Below are 17,172 nucleotides of genomic sequence, written 5' to 3'. Positions count from 1 at the left end.
TCGTCGGAACTGTAGGTGTCGGCGGCGCCACCGGACGCCCCGAACGACATCTCGCCCAGGTCCTCGTCCTCGAAGTCCTCCTCGTGCTGCGGCATCCGGGGCACGTGGACGGTGACCGTGGCACGGCGCAGCAGGTCCGCCCGGTCCCGGCCGGTGGCCAGGTCGTCCTCGGTCAGGTCCCGGCCGCGGGAGACGGCGAGAACCACGACGGGCTCCCTCGTGCCCGTGTTCTCGTACCCGAGTGCGACGGCGTGCCGGGCGAAGGAGGTACGCAGCAGCGCGGCGACCGCCTCGGCGCGGCGGCGGCCCGCTTCCAGCCCCTGCGCGTCGGCAGCGGTTTCCGCCGCGTAGCCCGTCACGGTGACCACCGGCCGCAGCAGCGGGTCGGAGAAGCCCGGTACGGCGTCCGGCGCGACCCGGGCGGCCAGCCCCTCGATCGCCGGCACCTGGTCGGCGGGCACCTCGCCGGAGTCCTCCGCGAACACCACGGTGGCGGCCACGGCGGACCGGGGCCGGAACGTGCGGTAGTCGCCGGGGGCCGAGTCGTCGCCGGCCTTCACGTAGGGCCGGGGCGTACCGTGCTCGGCGATTCCGCTGAGGTCCACCTCCCCGGTGGGCGCGTACACCGTCGTGCCGAGGTGATCGGCCACCTGCTGGGCAAGACCGTCGTCGTGGACGCCCACCTCGCAGGCGACCAGCACCACCCCCGCGTCGGGGTACTGCGCCCTCAGCTCCCGCAGACTGGGCCGGCGCCGCAGCATCGCGGCCACCTCGGGGCCGAAGAGGGGCCGCTGCCGGCCTGTCGCGTCCTCGACGGCGAGGTAGGCCGCGTCGGCGTGCGACGACACGAAGTAGTGGCCGGCCCCGGACCACGGCGCGAACTGCTGGACGAACGGGTCGTACGGCTGCCGCTGCCGCATGAAGACATCGGTCGTGGCCGGGTCGTACTGCGCCCAGGTGAGTGACCGGTCCGCCCACTCGGCCTCACCGAAGTACGCACGGCCGACGACGGTGCCGGCGTCGGAGACGATCCGGTGGGACAGCGGCTCGTCGCCCTCGGGCCTGACGGTGTTGAACAGCCGCTGGTCGGGGCGGCGGTATCCGTACCCGTACTCCAGGTCCCGGTCGTACCCGTACTCGTCCTCGTCCTCCTCCTGTGCCTGCCGGGGCTGCGGGGCGGGAGTGCGGGGCACGTGGAGGGTGACCGTGGCGCGGCGCAGCAGGGCGGCCGGGTCCTGGGCGGCGGCCAGGGCGTCGTCCGGTACGTCCTGGCCCCGGGAGAGCGCCAGCACCACGACGGCCGCCGCGCGTTCGGCGCCGTTCTCCCCGAGGGCGGTGAAGTGGCCGGTGAGGGCGGAGCGGACGGCCGCGGCGACGTTGTCGGCCCGGGTCTGACCGGTGGCGAGCCCCTGGGGGTCCAGGTCGGTGCCGGGCGCGTAGCCGGTGACCGTGACGACGGGCTTCAGCAGGGGCGTGCCGACGCCGGACAGCACGGACCGGACGACCTCGACGGCCAGGTCGTCGACGACCGTGAGCTGGTCGGGGGCCAGCTCGCCGGAACCGTCGGCGAACGCCACGGTGGTCGCGGCGTCGGGCCGGGGGCGGAAGGTGCGGTACTCGGCGTCGCCCTCGTCGCTGTCGAGCCACGGGCGGGCGTTCTCGTCGTACGGGCCGCGCATGAGGGCGACCGAAGTGGTCGGCGCGTAGACGGTGACGCCGAGGTGGTCGGCCGTCTGCTGGGCGAGGCCGTCGTCGAAGGCACCGGCCTCGCAGGCGACCATGACGACGCCGGCCTGTGGGTTCTGCGACCTCAGCGCCCGCAGGCTGGGGCGTCGCCGCAGCACCTCCGCCAACTGCGCGCCGTACAGCCGCCGCTGGCCGCCCGCGGTCTCCTCGACCTGGAGGATCCCGCCGTGCCCGTGGGACGACAGGAAGTACTGCCCGCCCCCCGTCCAGGGGACCGGACGCTCGGTGCTGTCCCACCGCCCACTCTGGAGGTACGTGGCCACGGACACCGGGTCGTAGCCGGCCCAGTGGGCCGAACGGGCCTCCCAGTCCTGCTCGTTGTGGAAGGCGCGGCCGATGACGGTGCCCGTCGCGGAGATGATCGGGTGGCTGGTGATGTCGTCCTGCGCGGCGTCGCCGCTGTGGAGTTCCGGCCGGGGGGCGGAGAAGCCTCGCGAACCGGAGGCCGCTGACGCCTGGCGGTCCTGCTCCGGCGCGGCGGCACGGGGCCGGGGCACGTGGAGGGAGACCGTCGCCCGGGAGAGGAGGGCGGACCGGTCCTGTCCGGTGGCGAGGTCCTCCGCCGGGACGTCCTGGCCCCGGGAGACCGTGACCACGACGACGGCGTCGGTGCCGACCGGCGCCGCCTGGCCGCGCTGCCGTGCGGCCAGGTGACGGGCCAGGCGGTGCCGGAAGAGCTCGGCGACCTTCTCGGCACGCTCGCGGCCGGTGTTGACGCCCTTGCTGTCCGGGAAGCGTCCCTTCGCGTACCCGGTGACCGTGACGACCGGCTTCAGCCGGGTGTTCCCGCGGGCCGCCAGGGCGTGCGGCGCGATCTCGGCGGCCAGGCGGTCGACGACCGCCGTGGCGTCGTCGGCCAGCTTCACGCCGCCGGTGAACGACACGCTGGCCGCAGCGTGCGGACGCGGGCGGAAGGTGAGGTACCGGCCGTCGGCGCCGGCGGCGTACGGGCGGGCGGACAACTGCCGCGCCGGACCGCCCGGTTCGTCGGCCATCGTGGTCGGGCGGTACACCCCGGCCACGGCGGTCGGCGCGTAGACGGTGACACCTAGGTGGTCGGCCGTCTGCTGGGCGAGGCCGTCGTCCAGGGCACCGGCCTCGCAGGCGACCATCACCACGCCGGCGTCCGGGTGCTGCGCCCTCAGGTCCCGCAGGCTCGGGCGGCGCCGCAGTACGGCTGCCAGCTCCGCGCCGTACAGGCGCTGCGGGCTGCCCGTGGCGTCCTCCACGGCGAACTGGGAGGCGTTGGAGTGCGAGGTGAGGTAGTACTGGCCGGGCCCGCGCCAGGGCACCGGCTGCTCGACCAGTTCGAGCCGGTTCGGGTGCCGCTGCCGCATGTAGACGCCGGTGGTGGCCGGGTCGTACCCGGCCCAGTCACCCGCCCGGCCCGCCCAGTCGTCCGCTGTGAAGTAGGCACGGCCGACGACGGTGCCGGCCTCGGAGATGATCCGGTGGGAGGTGTTCTGGTCCCTCGGTTCCCGGAAGCGGTCCAGCGGGGCGCCGCCACGCATGCGGGGCTGCGTCCGCAGCTCCTCCTCGGTGGGCGGCACCAGCGTGGACTCCTGCGGCAGGTTCTCGGTGACCGCCGCCGCGTCCGCCAGTCGCTCGCGGGCGGTCGTCAGCCGGGCGACGGCCGCCGCGTACGCCCCGGTGCTGCTGTGCGCCCGCAGTTCGTTCACGTGCGCCTCGGCGCGGATCAGTTCGTGGGCCGCGTCGGCCTCCTCCTGCCGGGCGAGGCCCTCCTCGTCGGGGGTGAGGCGGATGCCGCCGGACGGCTCCTGCGCGTCCTCTTCCGCCGGGACCTGCCGGGTCTTGCCCTTGTCCGCCACGGGTCGCGCGTGGGCCGCGTCCCCGTCCAGGGCGAGCAGGGTCTCCAGCTTCTCGGCGGGCACGTAGAAGACGGCCGCCTCGTCGCTGACGGTCACGTCGACGGCGCGCGGCTCGCCGGTCGCCGGGCGGTGGACGATGTGCCAGGTGACGGAGGTCGCCTCCACCCGGGAGAACGCACGGCCGTCCTGCCGGAGCGCGGTGTTCCCGGTGACCGGGGCGTCGGTGGGCGCGCCCGCGATCCGGGCGCCCGAACCGACGGCGCCGGACGTGCCCCGGAGCGATCCCCGGACGTCCTGGACGGTCGTGCCGGACAGTGTGCCGGTGCCGTCCTCACCCGGCGCCGACTGGCGCAGGCCCCGGATGTCGGCGCTGATCTCCAGGTGTCCGTGCAGGTCGCTGCTGGTTCCGGGCACCGTCACCGGCTCGTGCAGGGTGCCCTGCGCCGCGAGATCGAGGAACCACCGGCTCAGGTACGGCGGGCTGAAGATCGCCGCGATCTTGGAGCGCAGTACGAACAGACCGCCCTGCCAGGAATGGGCGGCCGGGGAGGCTCCCGTGCGCGGTCCGCGTGTCGCGAAGAGGCCCTCGGTCGCCGCCCGCAGCGCCGCCAGGTCGCCGACGGTGCCCAGGAACGCGTCCTCAAGCAGTTCGGGGGTCGGGCGTACTCCCTGCCGTGCGTACGCGACCGGTGCCCGCGACACCACCAGGGCCGGCGGACGCGGGGCCGGGAGCGGCCGGGGCTGGGTGAGCTCCTCCGGGAAGCCGAGGCGGAGGGAGCCGGGCAGCAGCCGGGTGCCGAGCCGGTGGTGCTGGTGCCGTCCGATCAGCGGCAGTCCGATGCCGACCCACGGCGAGGACGCGCTCAGCGCCCAGTGCACGTCCAGGCCGGCGGTGACCTCCACGTCGAAGGCGGTCGTCCACGGGCGGGCGGCGTGCTGGAGGGCGGTACCCGTGCGCCGGCCGGTACGTGCCTGCCCGGCCGGGGTCGCGGCGTGGCCGACCGTGGGTGCGAAGCCCGACACCCCGTGCTGCGGGGCGTCGGAGTCGAGCACGGCCAGCTGCTCGGGGAGGGCGGGCTGCCCGGCGCCGTCGCCGAGCTGGGTGCCCAAGCGCTCGTCGGCACGCAGGTTCCCGCTTTCCAGCACGTGGCCGCCGGGCTCCCGGCCGAGCGCCCGCGGGTTGGTGAGCCTGGCGGTGAGCGTGACCCGGGCCGTCGTCGTCCACAGCCCGCTCCGGTTGGGCACCAGGATCGGCAGGCCCGTCAGCATGGTCTCCAGCAGGCCCTTGGTGCCCTGGTGGGAGGCGGTCTTCCAGAGTTCGGCCTCCACCGCGTCGGCGTGTTCCGAGGAGAGCACCTCGCGGAGCCTGGGCAGCAGGCTCCGTACGAAGGGCCTGAGGTCGGGCACCGAGAGCAGGGCGGTGTGGTCGAAGCCGTCGCCGCGCAGCACGTTGGCGGGGGCCAGCGCCCGCGGGGCGGCCTCCGCCGCCTCACGGGCCGGCGCCGCCTCGCCCGGAATGGCCAGCAGCCCGCGCTCGAGGGCCGTCTCCCGCTGCATCAGCGCGAGTCCGGGTGCCGTCACCGGCTCGCCGGTGATCTCCCGGTCGGCGGCCCGCCGGGAGCCGGCCCGGCCGAGGAAGCCGGCCTGCCGCTCCGACCAGCGGCGCACCGTGACGCGGAACGTGACGGGCGCGTCGGCCCACACGTGTCCGCCGGTCGTGACGTCGACCCGGTGGCTCTGTCCGCTCGTCGCCCGGTCCCCCGGCGCCTGGCCGCGGCGCGGGGCGCCGAACTCGGGCCCGGACCGGTTGAGGTCCGACAGCTGGACGTCGACGGGGTCCTCCTCCGCCGCGGTGCCGGGGGCGAAGCTGAGGGACGTGCTGACGCCCGCGTAGAAGGACAGGTTGCCGTCGGTCTGCGCGTGCCGGACCAGGGCGGTGCCCAGGGAGTGGTCGTAGTGGTAGGCGTGCTCGCTCTCCCCCATCGCGGTCAGCGGTCCGGCGGTGGCCTCGACCGACACCTCCGCCCACTGCGGCAGGCCGAGGGAGCCGCGGCCGAGGGGCCGGGTCCACAGCGGATAGGGGGCTCCGGCGAAGTCCCGTACCCGGGGCGCCAGTCCGGCCACCGCGGTGCGCAGCGCCGCCTCGTCGAGCGGGTCCAGCTCGGGCACGCCGGCCTGCCGCAGCAGGTCGGTGATGTGGGGCAGCAGCTGGTCGGTGCGCACCATGTGCAGGGTGTCCTGCGGCAGGCGCCCGTCCTCGGGGGTCCACACGGGTGCCGGACCGTCCGCGGCGGCGCGCGGTGCACGGACGGCCGCGCCGGTGTCGTCGAGTCGGCTGGCCAGGTCCAGGGTGCGGACGGTACGGCCGTCGCCGTCGTCCTCCATGACCAGGTCCTCGGCGACGAGCAGGCGGGCCTGGACCGGCAGCGGCTCGGCGACGACCGGGTCCGCGGCCTGCTGCCCGGGGCCGGTGACGCGCTCCACGGTGACGTGCAGGCGGACCGGTCCGCCGAACTCGGACACCCAGAGGGAACCGCCGCCGGAGGCTCCGCCGGCGAAGAACCCGCCGGCCTCGGTGACCGCACCGCTCCAGCTGAGGCCGGGCGCGACATGGCCGCCGGAGGGCTCCGTGGACAGGTCCGTGTCCGGGAACAGTCCGGCGAGCGGCAGTTCCACGCCCGCGGCGACCTTCCACTGCCGGGTCGCCGAGCTGGTCAGGTCGTAGTACGAGCCGTAGTAGACGTCCATCTGCCCGTGCCGGGAGCGGACGTAGGCGAAGTCCTCCGGTGTGAGGGCGGCGTGGACGGTGACCCTGACCTGTTCCGGTCCGGCGGAGCCGGGTCGGGTCAGCACCAGGCTGTGGCCCTGGCCGCCGACCATCTCGCGCATCCGTCGGATCAGTCCGGTCTCGCTCAGGGCCTCGTCCAGGGCCAGCTGGTTGCGGACCTGGTGCTCCTGCGGCGCGGCGGCGGACCGGGGCACGAGGGGTGCGGCTTCGTCGGCGGGGGCGTCCCGCCACGGGTCGCGGACGGCCAGGAAGCCCGGGAAGCGGTCGTGGACCAGTTCCAGCGTCCGCAGCCGCACCAGCTCGGCGCCCGTCGCGTCCAGGTGGGCGACGCGGCTGGTGGGCGGCAGCCAGTCGCGGAACGCCGCGGGCAGGCGCAGGACACGACCCGGGGCGGTCCGGGCCGGCGTGTCGGGGTCGGCGGCGGTGGGTGCCGGTGTGGTCGGGTCCTGCTCCCGCAGGCCGAGGCGGTCCGCGTCGGCGGTGAGCATGCGCACCCGGGCGGTGAGCCAGGTCTCCGGGCCGCCGCGCCCGTCGAGCCCGCGGGTGTCCACCCGGACGTCGAACTCGACGACGGTGGTGGGCTCGTCGGTGTACCGGAGCCGGTTGAGTTCGACGCTGCCCGCCTGCTGGCCGGGCCGGGAGAAGCGCACGGTGCGCACGTAGGACAGCGAGGGCAGCGGAACCGGCAGCCCGACGGCGGTCGCCACCAGGGAGACGGCGTCGGACACCCCGGTGGTGGAGGCGTCCCACTGGGTGGCCGGCGCGCCCACGGCGCCGAACCGGACGTCCTCGGCGTCCGCCCGCGTCAGCTCGTCGAGGCCGGCCACGACCCGCGGGTTGTGGAAGGAGGCGCGCACCCGGACCGCGTCGGCCCGGCCGGTGGTGGAGGTGACCGGCACCGACCGGTAGCCGCCGGCGGCGGCCTGGTGCAGACCGGCCATCAGGGTCCGCACCCGGGCGAAGGCGTCGAGGGTCTCGAAGGCCGGGGAGAACGGGTCGGCCAGGGCGGGGTCCACCGCGGCGAACACGGCGGCCCGGTAGTCGGCCGCGCCGGTGACCGACTCCAGCCAGGAGTCCGGCGGCAGGACGACCGGCGCGCCGACGACGCCGGGACGCGGTGTCCGGCCGGCCGGGGACCAGAGGTGGTGCGCGACGGCCGTCGGGGCGGCGCCGCCCCGGACCGCGTCCAGGGCGCCGCGCAGCCCGGCGGTGCCGGTCTCCGGCGTGCCGGACCACTCCTGCCACAGCGCGGAGGTGGCGTGCCGTACGCCGTCGGGGCGGGGCAGCTCGCGCAGGGCCTCGCGCGGGTGCCGGGCGAGGAGGGAGCCCTCGACGACGGTCTGCCACCGCTGCGGGTCCTGTCCCCGGCTCTGCACCACGAGGTCGACGCCCACGTCGTACCGGAAGTCCACCGCCCGGTCGGAGGACGGCCGCAGGGTGCGGGTGGTGCCGAGGGTGGAGGAGACGGTGAAGTCGCTGGACTTGCCGGCCCCGAGGAGCAGCGTCCGTAGCGCGGAGCCCGCCAGGGCCAGCGGCGGCACCAGCGCGAGGGCCTGGGAGAACGGCAGCGCGGTGGTCGCGTCGACGCCGTGGCGGACCGCGCGGTTGGCCGACGCCGTCTCCCGCCAGTCCAGCACCTGCGGGGTGCGCCGGTCACCGCTCGGCCACGGGGTGGTGAGGACGCCCTCGGCGAGGGGCGTGCCCTGCGCGTCGGTGAGCTGGGTCCAGTCGCCGAGCCGCAGCCGTACGGTGACGGCCACCGGGCCGCCGGGCAGCCCGAGCACCACGGTGATCCGGTCGGCGACGGCCTGGCGCAGGGCGTCGGCGAGGCCGGCGGTGTCGAAGTACTCCGCGAGGGCGTCCACGGCCCGCTCGCGGGACCGCTCCGGCAGCAGCGCGAGGACGCCCTCGCGGATCGCCGCCGGCAGCCGGTCGTCGGCGAGCGCGTACGTCTCGGCGCCGGTGCCGTGCCGGAAGGCGGCGGACACCGTGTGGGCGGGCGGAGCGAAGACCAGGTCGGCGTCGGCGGGGGCGGGGGCCGGCGCGGGGGTCTCGGCGGGCTGCGTGACGGGACCGGGGGCGGCCGTCTCCTGCTGCGGTGCCTCGGGCGCGGGCGCCTCGGTGGTGGTGCCGTCGGTGGCGAGGAGCGTGTCCAGGCTGGGGACGGTCTCCGGGCGCGGCTCCAGCAGGGCGCGGTCGAGGCGTTCCGCCTCCGGGGTGCCGGGCTCCGCGGCCAGTTCGGTCACGGGCGCGCCGGCGGCGGTGCCGGTGCCGGTGCCGTCGGGGACCTCGACGATCTCCGCGCCCTGGAACGTCGTGCCGGTCATGCCGGGGCGGGCGGTCAGCCAGCCCGCCCGGTTCCGGAACGGCGCGATGTAGATCACGCCGGGTCCGATGCCGAGCGTTCCGGTGGGACCGGTCACCGTCATGCCCAGGACGTTCGCCAGCGTCTGGATGTAGGGCGACTCGGGCAGGGCGGGCGAGCTTCCTATGTTGCAGATCACGGTGATCACGGCGCTGCCCACGACGTTCACCGCGTTCCGCCGGAACGCCTCGAAGCCGGCTTGGCGGCGCAGCAGCAGGCCCATCTGGTCGGCCGCGAACTCGACCGGGCGGTCGTCGCGGGTGTGCAGGCGGACGGTGGCGCCGCCCACCCGGCCGTGGGCGACCAGGTAGTGCCGCGGGGCACCGTCGCCCCACGGGTTGGTACCGGTGATGCCCGTGTCGCCGTCCATGGACCGTCCGGCACGGAAGCTGCCGATGTCCGGAACGGTCCGGAAGGCGAACTCGGTCCGGCTCCGGTCCTGGGAGCTCAGCGACATGTGGCCGATGACGCGGCCGGTGCGCGGGTCGGCGAAGGGTGTCATCACCAGGGTGCGGAAGTGGAACGGCTCGCCGGTGACGGACCGGACGTAGTCGTCCGGCGCGGTGTCCTCCTCCTGCGCGGCGGCGGACGGCTCTGTCGCGTCGGGCTCGACGCGCATCCAGTGGCCCTCGGGCAGATTGCCGTCCGCGTCCCGGACGGTGCGCAGCTCCAGCGCCCCGAAGGCGTTGCCCGCCAGGTCCACCCGGCCGCTGTGCGTCCACACCGTGACGCCCGCCCGGTCGGCGACCGCCTTGGCCAGGTCGAGCCCGTACCGGGCGCCGTCGTTGGTCACCAGCCGCAGCGGGCGGTCCCCGACGCGGTTGTGGGCGGCGAGTTCCGCGAAGGTGTCGAGCGACAGCCGGACCGGCTCGCCGTCCTCGTAGGCCACGACGGTGGGCGCGGCGGGCGGAACGCCCGGGTCGTAGTCGAACCGCAGGACGAAGTCGTCCAGCGGGATCAGCGGGCGTACGTCGTCCGCGCCCTCGTGCGCGGTGCCGAGCAGGTCGAGTCCCGCGACGTTGCCGACGGTGTCGTACAGCAGCCGGGCGTCGATGTCCGGCAGTCCCCGCGCGTCCTCGTCCATCGAGGACGCCGAACCGTCCTCGTCGGAGTCGTCGTCGTACGACATCGGGGACTCCGGCGCGTCGGCGTCCTCGTCGGCCCACTGGGCGAGCGGGCCGGTCGCACTCAGCGTGAGCGCGTCGCCCGCGCTGTACGTGTCCGGGTCCAGCCCCAGCTCGCGCAGGGCCCGCCGGGTCTCCTCCAGCCGGGTCTGCGTCCTGGACAGTGCGCGGGTGTCCCGCGCGGCCTGTGCCGCGTTCACCTCGGCCAGGGCGTTCTGGTACTTCGTCAACGCCTGGGCCAGGGAGACCAGTTCGGGCTCCACCGAGAGCTGGGGCAGCGCGGTGGTCTGGGTGGCGGGAGTCGGCGCCGCGTCCTTGCGCTTCGCCTTGCCCTTGCCGGTCGCGGCCCGGGCCGTCTCGGCCGCAGCCTCGGCCCGCCGCGCGGCTTCCTCCACCAGCGCCACGGAGGCCACCAGTGCCGGGTGGTTGCGCACCGCGTCGATGTCCAGCGGACCGTCGCTGTACCGGCTGCTGTGGCCCTCCCACTTGTACCGGTTGCCCTGGCGCGCGGTGCTGACGGCGTACACGAGCGCGTCCACCCGGCCGTCGGGCGCCAGCACGTAGGCGAACGAGGCGCCGCCGCTGCCGCCGTCCAGGTGGACGTGCAGGGCGCGGTTGACCCGCACCTCGCTCTCGCGGGGCCGCAGACCGCCGTCGGCCACCCGCCGCAACACCTTCAGCTGCGCCTCCGTCAGCTGCTCCGGCCGCACATGGCTGGCGTACACGAGCCGCTCGCCGTGCTCCCAGGTGTCGGGCCGCAGCGGGGCGAACTCCGCCAGGCGCTGCGCGGTCCGGGCGGCCTCCGCCGCCTCGCGGGCCTCCCGCTCGGCACTCGAGCGCGCCCACACCGCGCGCGCCACCTCGGCCACCCGGCCGTGGTAGTCGCCCTCCAGCACCACACCGGTGCGGTCCAGCCACGCCCGGAAGTCGTTCTCGAAGTGCTCCAGCCCGGCGCCGCCGGTGCGCAGGAACGTGCCGAACGCGAAGTCCGGCCAGAGCGACGGGTTCTGCCGCAGGTCCTCCGCGACGGTCGGCGAGGCGATCAGCAGGGGCAGCAGCTCCGGGTTCTCGGCCAGCGCACCGGCCACCGCGCCGCCCGCGGGCCCGAGCAGCAGCTCGGCGGCCTCGGGCACCGAGCCGAGCGCCTGCGCCCAGACCGATTCCCGCGCGGCCTGCGGTGCCGTCTGCCGGCCGGTGGGGCCGGGGCGTGCCGACCGGTCGCCTCCGTTGTCCCTGGGCGCACGCTGCTGGGGGGCCGCGGTGGTCCGTGCGGGGCCGGCGGCGCCGGTCAGCGCACCCGGCAGAGCCTCGGGCGAGGCGTCCCCGACGAGCTGCCGGAAGCGGTCGGCGTCCCGGGCGAGGGCGCGCACCGCGGTGGTGAAGTCACCGTTCTCCAGCGCCTGCCCGTACCACTCGGCCGTGCCCAGGAAGCGTTCGGCGAACGCCGGGTGGTCGTTCAGGAAGTGGGTGAGGTCCGTGTTCGACAGCAGCCGCCGCAGGTCCGCGGCGGGCATCTCCCGGGCCACCGGCGCCCGGTCGGCCAGCACCGCGAGCAGTTCCTCCCGGGCCGGGAGGCGACGGGTCAGCTGGGGGTTCAGTGCCTCTGCGAAGACCTGGCCGGCCCGTGCCGCCCGCCACAGCGGGGCGTCCGTCCGCGCGTGCTCCAGCAGGCCGGGACTGCGCAGCAGCGCGTCCGTCAGCCAGGGTGCCTGCCGCAGCTCCGTCGTGATCCGCGGCTGCTGCGTCATCGCCTCCGCGAGGCCGGGCACCGCGGTCAGGGCAAGGCGCAGGGTACGGCTGTCCCCGGACAGGTCCCCGGCCACCTCGGGCTGCCGGCGCAGCAGCTGGTGGGCCGCCGGGCGGCGGGCCAGCAGCGGGGCCACCCCCTCGTCCGCGGCAAGGGCCGCGACGACGGCGGGGTTGGCCATCGCGGTCCTCGCCAGTTCGGCGTCCGAGAGCACCACCGGCACCTGCGGGGGGTGCGCCATCAGCGCGCGGCGCAGCGGCTTGTTGCCGAGCAGCGACAGGTAGTCCGCTTCCTTGGAGAACAGGTCCGGGTGCTGGGCCAGTGCCTCCGCCAGGCCGCGCACGCTCCGGATCACCAGCAGCCGGTCGGGTTCGGATGCCAGCGCCCGTACCAGCGGCAGGCTGCTGAGCGCGGCGCGCACGATCAGCTGCCCCCCGTCCTGCGTCAGCTGCTCGGCCAGCTCGTCGCGCAGTTCCTTGCCGGCCATCAGCACGTCGGCGATCGGTCCCTGGTCGGCGAGGACGCGCGCCGCGTCGACGCTCAACATCACGAGCGTCTGATCGTTCTCCGAGGTCAGCCGGACGTACAGGTGCTCGGCGAACAGCAGCAGCCGGCTCAGGTCCGGGTTGTCCACGGCGACGGTGGCGGAGGTGGTGCTGTTGAGCAGCCAGGAACGGGTGCCCGGGTTGGTGAGGAAGAGCCGGTACAGGTAGTCGTTGGTGCGCAGCGCGAGGGTCAGGCGAGGGTTGTCGTACAGCAGCGGCAGCGCGTTCTGCCTGGAGTCCGCGAGCAGGTCGACCAGTGCGGGGCGGGCCTGGACCGTCTCGAACAGCTCGGTGTTGAGGTAGAAGGCGACGCCGAACGCCTCCCGCTCGCGGGCCAGGCCGAGGAGGCGCTGGTCGCGCCGGACCGTCTCGTTGATCGAGAGCATGTGCTCACGGTCCTCGGCGGCCATGCCGGTCTCCTCGGCCCATGCCCGCAGCTGCCGCGCCGCCTCCTCCTGGGGGAGCTTCAGGGTGCGCGCGAGCGCCAGGTCCCGGTGCTCGTACTCGATGCCCTCCGGGGACAGCACGGGCTCGCCGGTGCCGGCCACGGAGGCGAGGAGTTCCCTGACCCAGGCACGGCTCTTCTTCTTCCTGCCGGCCTTGCGCACCTCGGCGATCCGGGCGAAATCGGCCTCCAGACGGCCGGCGTCCAGCGCCTCTGTGAAGCCGGGACGGGCGAGGGCTTCGGCGAACGCCTCGGGGGCGGAGAGCAGCAGGTCGAGGCCGGTCGCGTTGCCGGGACGTTCCAGCGCGTCGAGCAGCAGCGAGTCGGCGAACAGGCGCTGCCAGTGCCTCAGGGTGACGGGGATGCCGTACCGGCCCGCCAGTTCGCCTACGAGGGACCCGTGCCGGCGCAGGTTCTCCAGTTCTGCGGCCCGTACGGCGGGCAGGGACAACGGGTTCCTCTGGAAGAACCTCAGCAGGGCGCTGTCGTTCTCCAGCAGCGCGTCCACCAGGTCCTCGGTTGTGCCGAGCCGGCGGAAGAACGCCGAGGCTCCCAGCGATCCGCCGGCGAAGCCGACGAGGCGGTCGTCGGTGGCCAGCCGTTCCTCCAGGCCGTCCAGCGCCTCCAGCGTGTGCAGCACGTGCGGGACGCCGGCGATGAGCTGGGCCATCGCGGGGTTCACGGCGAGCAGGGTCGGCAGCCAGGGGTACTGTCCGGCGGCCACGTCGATCCGGGCCAGAACGACGTCGCCGGTGGAGTCGATCACCTCGTCCCGCAACTTGCCGTGCCGGAGGACCGCCCGCAGTACGCCGGGGATCAGCAGGGGTTCGTTGCCGTCGCCGGTCAGCCGCTGCCTGACCGGAGCGTTCGCCGGCAGCAGCAGCCTGCGGTACTCGTGCGGGCGCGACAGCAGACCGCGGTGGGTCTCCAGGACCGCCGCCAGCCCGTCCTCGTTCCGCAGCACGTCCGCGAATCCCGGCAGGGCGAGGGCGGCGTCCAGGGCCGGGTCGGCGGCCCTGAGCCGGTCCACGGCCGAGACCGCCGGCCCCTGCGGCGCGGTCCGCGCGGCCGGCTTCGGGGAGGTCGCCTCCCTGAGAGCGTCGGCCAGCCGCTCGTCGGGGACCCCGTCGAACACCTGCGGGTCGTAGGAGAGCGCTTCGGCGACCGCCGGGTTGCCGGCGGCCGCGCCGACCAGCTCCGTGCTGCGGGCGATCCTGGCGCCGAAGGCGGGGACGTCGGGCAGGACGTCGACGAGCCACGGGCTGCCGGCCAGCGTCTCGATGACGGAAGGGTCACCCATCGCCAGGTTCAGCAGGCCGGGGACCTGGAAGAGGGCGTAGGTCTGGTCGGCGTGGACGCGCAGGGCCGCACGCAGCTGCCGGTGGGCGAAGAGCCGGCGGTAGTCAATCTCGTCCGGCGCGGACAGCCCGACGACCGAGGAGAGACCGGCCATCAGGGCCCAGTCCTCCAGGAGGGAAACGGCCTGGTGCAACGGGTGATCGGTCCGCATCAGCGCACGCGCCATCTCCGGAACCACGTCGAGGACCGCCGCGAGCGACTTGTCCCTGGCTTCCAGGACCGTGCGGAGCAGCTCCGTCTGCCCGTTCAGGTAGGAGGCCAGTCCGGGGAGGACTGGCAGCAGCTTCGCCCAGTTCACCTGGCTCTCGATCGCGTCGACCAGCTCGCGCCGGCCCGACGAGGACTTGGCCAGCAGGGCGTCCAGGTACTCGGGCGTGTCGATGAGAGCTTCGGCGCTGCCCGGATGCTCCTGCGGCAGCGTCTTCAGGATGTCCAGGAAGGCCGGCGAGACCGCCAGCACCTCCGGCATGTCCGGGTGGGCGAACAGGAACGGCGTCAGCGCGGGGTGGTCCGCGGCCTGCTCGACCAGGTGGGCGGCGTCGGGCTGGAGCAACCGGGCAACGGCCGTTGCGTTCGCCGGCTCGGACCACCGGACGTCCTCGCCGAGCAGCCGGGCCATCGCGCGCACCGGCCACGCGTCGTGCCACCCGGCCGACTGGGCCGCCGCGATCAGCCGCGTCCGCACGACGGATTTGGCGAAGTCGGGTACGGCGGCTTCCCGCGCGGCCGTCTCCAGCAGTCTGCGCCCCTCCGGGGTGAGCGGTGCGGGTACGGCGGCCCGGCCGGTGGAGGTCTCACCGGTGGGCGCCGCATTCTGCTCCGTGGTCCGGGCGGCACCGCCCTGGCCCGGCTTGCGCCGCTTGGACTTGCCGCCGCGCTTGGCGTCCGCCGGGGCCTGGTCGGGCTCGTCGTCGCCCAACTCGATCAGCACGTCGCCGTCCGCGGCGGCGGACGTCACCCGCCGCTCCTCCGCCGGCCGGCCCGGTTCCCGCGTCCGGTCGGCTTCCGCCTCGACGGCACCCGCCGTCGTCCGGCCGTCCGCCGGACCCCGGCCTCCGGCGGACACCCCGCCCTCGACCGGTCCTGTCTCCTCGGCGGCCCGCGCCGGTGCCCGTTCGGTGTCCGAAGCCGGCCCCGAGTCCTCGGTCCGCGCCGGACCGGGCTCGGCGCCGGGCGCCCGCTCGTCCGCCTGTCCTGCCCGCGGTGCCTCGTCCGTCCGCGCCGGCCGCTCGGTGTCCCCGTCCGGGCGCGGCACCGCCAGGCCCGGCGGCAGGTCCAGGGTGCGCAGCACCGTGGTGCCCAGCACCCACCGGGTGCCGGACGGCCCCTCGACCCGGAGCACGGCCAGCGAGCGGATCTGGTAGCCGGGGGTCGCGCCGGCCGGGGCGGAGACGCCGTACTTCAGGTAGTCGCGCCGGTAGACGTTGGTCGCCGCGGACTGGCCCTGGCTCGCCCGGTTCTGGGCGTTCGGCAGGGTGAGCCGGACACGGTGGGTCTGGTCCGTGGTCAGCGGTGAGGTGAAGCGGGTGCTGACCGCCGGGGTGACGGCCGTGGAGGCGCTCACCGCGGACGTGTCGGAGGCCACCCGGACGTCGTCCAGGGCGGTGGGGCCCTCGGTCAGGACCTCCTGCGGGTACAGCCGGAGCCGTACGGACGTGGCGTCGCTGGTGCCCGTGCGTCCCATGAAACGGCCCACGGCGCTCCGGTCCAGCAGGACGCCCGCGTCGTCGCCCTGCGGCCGCACCAGCCGGGCGAGCCGGATCAGCAGGGCCTCGTACGACAGCGAGGTGTGCATGCGGTCCACCCCGGCGAGCGCCGGGTCGACCTGCCGCAGGGCCTCGGCGAGCTGCGGCGCGGCGTCGAAGACCTCGAAGGAGAACGGCCGCGACGGCACCCAGTCGTCGCCCGTCAGGGTGGGGCGCAGGGCGAGCGGCACACCCTCCACGTCGACGACGGCCGCGTCCTCGGGTGCCACCTGCCAAGCGGTGGGGTCGTCGGTGAGGACGTCGGGGACGGGCCGCGTCAGCCGCGTGGTGTCGCCCGGCTCGGCGGGCAGATCGGTGCGGTCGAACCGGAGGGTGACCCGCGCGTCGACGGAGGCGTGCAGGTTCGCCATGGCGACGCCGCCGGCCACCGCGTCGGCGAGCCGGGCGACGGGCGCCGCGGTCAGCGGGATGCTGCGCACGGTCGCCTGGATCTCGTACGGGACGTCGAACTCCGCGAGCCGGCCCGACCGGCGCCAGACACGTGTCTCCCGGGAGGCGGAGACGGAGGCGCCCACCGCGCGTTCGGCGGACAGCGCCATCGTGGTCTGCACGCGCCGGCCCTGGTACTGGACCACGGGCATGGCGTCCAGTTCGTGACCCCGGGAGTGGGAGACGCTCTGCCCGATGGCGCCGGGCACCGGCAGGTCGCCGTCGCGCCCGCTGCCGTGCGCGGCGGAGCGGGTCAGTTCGGAGGTCTCCGCGGCCGGACGTCCGCGCAGCGCGTCCAGGTCGGCGTCCGGCTTCGGGAGTGCCGCCAGCGTCAACTGGACCAGGACGGGCGTCAGCCAGCCGCGGTGCACGAATTCGACGGCCACGCGTCCTTCGGGGCCTGCGGCGATCAGGGCGCGCAGGGCCACCGGCGAGGTGCGGTCGGCGATCCAGGTGGCGAGGCCGGGCAGGTAGGCGGCGTGTCCCGGGACGGTGGCCCCGGGTGCCGCCTGCTCCACGGCGTGCGTGATCCGCTGCTGGAAGCCGCCGCGCGGGCCGTCCAGGACGGTCTGGGTGACGGCGCCCTGTCCGAGCTGGCCGGTCGCCCGGTAGGCCGAGGGCAGCACCAGGTCGGCCGCCGGAACGTCCGGGGTGATGCCGAGCACGCGCGCGAGCGGGAAGTGCCGGGCCAGCTCGCTCTTCGGCAGCAGGAACTCCACGGCGTCGGGCACCCGGATGCCGAAGGTCCGCTCCGTGTGGGGGCCGGCGGCCAGGGTTCCGGCGACCACGTTCCGGCGGCCCACGCGGACCGTCACCTCGAAGGTGGCGGTGGCCGTGAACCGGTCCAGCCGGGTGTTGTTGTCGGCGGTGACCCGCGCGTTCGACGCGTTGTCCGCGACGGTCACACCGGCCGAGGTGCCCGCGGAGTACGCGTAACGCCCGCTGGGGAAGAAGCCGACCGTGGGCCCGTAGGCACCGCTGACAGTCATGCCCTGGGTCCGCCCGCTGCCCACCGACCGGGTCACCGAG

Annotated in this window: 1 protein-coding gene (only partly in view); it reads right to left on the bottom strand. The window is 75.3% G+C overall.

This entire window lies inside a single protein-coding gene on the bottom strand: locus IF37_RS0106945, encoding a hypothetical protein. The 58,854-nt coding sequence extends 18,955 nt beyond the window's left edge and 22,727 nt beyond its right edge, so the window shows coding positions 22,728-39,899 (codon 7,576, partial, through codon 13,300, partial); the first complete codon in reading order (the gene reads right to left) occupies positions 17,169-17,171. Both the start codon and the stop codon lie outside the window.

Source organism: Streptomyces sp. NRRL S-31, from assembly GCF_000718775.1.
In the GTDB taxonomy this organism is placed as follows: Bacteria; Actinomycetota; Actinomycetes; order Streptomycetales; family Streptomycetaceae; genus Streptomyces.
The sequence above is the reverse complement of the archived record's forward strand: the minus strand, read 5'-3'. Positions and strand labels throughout refer to the sequence as shown.